Here is a 1,499-nt window from a genome sequence, read left to right as displayed (position 1 = left end):
TAGTGTGGGGCATCCCCATGTGAGAGTAGGTCACCGCCAAGCCTGATAGTGAGCCCTGATGTGAGAGCATCGGGGCTTTTTGTTTATAGCTAGACAACGTCTAGCTCAGAGATAATAAATTCAGACACAGGTACTTTATTATGAACTTGGATTGTAAATTCAAGCCCATAAAAGTAAGACATTAAATTCCGAATTAGGGTCATCACTAGCGATCGACCAAAAGGATATTTAAAAATTGCATTTTACGGTATCGTCGGTCAGGAGTGTTTCTCCTTGTTTAATTTCCTTTCCTTAGTTCATATCGGCGTAACGGAAAACGGCGTTATCCAAGGCATGCAGCCTTTCGCCACTGTCTTTTTCGGAATGGCATTTATGCACTTCCGAATGAATCTTTGGCGATGTATTGCATTTATTGTTTCAGCCATATGTATTTATGCCATGAGTGTGGGTCCCATACCGTTGTTGAAGGAGGTGAAGTATGGCTTGGTTACTTATATGTAACTATTTCAATGCTTTCACTGGCATGGACTTCCTACTTAAGGGAAAGTTTATCACTTAAATACGGTTCGGTAGTATCAATGCCTTACCAATATATTGCCGTAGCAATAGCCGGATTAGGAATGGTATTTACTCTGGGGTTAGACTTATCCCAGATCAAAATTATTTTCAGTAGCCCGCTTTTAATTGCTTTATTGATCTTTCTTGGAATGGGTATTTCCGGCGGTAGTTATTTAATCCAGCTTTACTCTTTCAAACATCATATAGGTGTAGAAAATTCAACAATGACATTAAATTTAATGCCATTATTAGGATATGTAACGTAATCATAACATTAGGTGAAGAAATGGTACTTAGCAAAACAATCATTGTCACAATCATAGTAATTGCATTGTATGTTTTCACTCAGTATGGCGATAAAGGAGAGAACTAACATAAAGGAGAAAAATTTATCTATAAGTAAAACCCTGCATATTACTATCTTATTAAATGTCAAATACCAGGTTTTCCTAATATTTTCTAAGGTATAGTAGAAAAATGGTTGGTAATTTTGTCCTTTTTAAGCATTTTCCGGCTATAGTAGACAAAAGAGTTGGACCCTATCCCAAATTCTGTGTAAACACCTATTTCAACTTAACGGTGGTCGTCTAGGAGATCACCAAAATCAATCATAAATCGATTCATCACCTTTTCAATTTGCTGTGGAGTAGCTTTCCTTCGTTGGCAAATTGTACTTTTCCGTTTTTGTCCAGCACGACGATTAAACTTTCTTTAGATTGTAATTGCCAGGTGTTTTTACTTGCCCCGTTTGATCAAGAATGATTTGGCTATGTAGAAATTGTTTTTTGCTTTTTTAGCACTGCTTTTTACAAAAGAAGACGTGCCGAACGAAGATCGCATCATCGGCGTTCTACCTTTTATTATCAGCAAGTTAAACACGATTATCGTGAGATAAAAGAAACTATCTTGTTGCGGTATAAAAGGAACAGAAAACGAGATGG

At 37.0% G+C, this 1,499-nt stretch carries 4 protein-coding genes; 2 read left to right on the top strand and 2 right to left on the bottom strand.

Going from position 1 to position 1,499, the window contains the following annotated elements; all coding sequences use genetic code 11:
* Positions 1-180: 180 nt before the first annotated feature.
* Positions 181-501, top strand: coding sequence for an EamA family transporter (locus A3CS_RS1000000112135; RefSeq protein WP_196755591.1), 321 nt, complete (start codon positions 181-183; stop codon positions 499-501).
* 77 nt (positions 502-578) lie between these two features.
* On the top strand, positions 579-824 hold the full coding sequence (locus tag A3CS_RS1000000112390; protein ID WP_005574276.1) for a hypothetical protein: 246 nt from the start codon (positions 579-581) through the stop codon (positions 822-824).
* A 357-nt stretch (positions 825-1,181) separates the two neighbouring features.
* On the opposite strand, the gene A3CS_RS1000000112385 is transcribed toward A3CS_RS1000000112390, so the two are convergent.
* Together A3CS_RS1000000112385 and A3CS_RS1000000112380 are read right to left on the bottom strand one after the other, a co-directional pair.
* Positions 1,182-1,253 (bottom strand): hypothetical protein, encoded by a 72-nt coding sequence (locus A3CS_RS1000000112385; RefSeq protein ID WP_230583192.1) that lies wholly within the window; start codon positions 1,251-1,253, stop codon positions 1,182-1,184.
* A 40-nt stretch (positions 1,254-1,293) separates the two neighbouring features.
* A partial coding sequence (locus tag A3CS_RS1000000112380) for a hypothetical protein (protein ID WP_032998442.1) occupies positions 1,294-1,499 on the bottom strand: 206 nt, incomplete at its 5' end.

Origin of the sequence: Aggregatibacter actinomycetemcomitans DSM 8324, from assembly GCF_000372365.1 — a bacterium.
GTDB classification, from domain to species: domain Bacteria; phylum Pseudomonadota; class Gammaproteobacteria; order Enterobacterales; family Pasteurellaceae; genus Aggregatibacter; species Aggregatibacter actinomycetemcomitans.
This window is presented reverse-complemented; position numbering and strand designations above follow the sequence as displayed.

Bases quoted from the DNA above. Each gene is read 5' to 3' on its own strand.
- A3CS_RS1000000112390 (WP_005574276.1), top strand. From the start codon at position 579: ATGCCTTACCAATATATTGCCGTAGCAATAGCCGGATTAGGAATGGTA.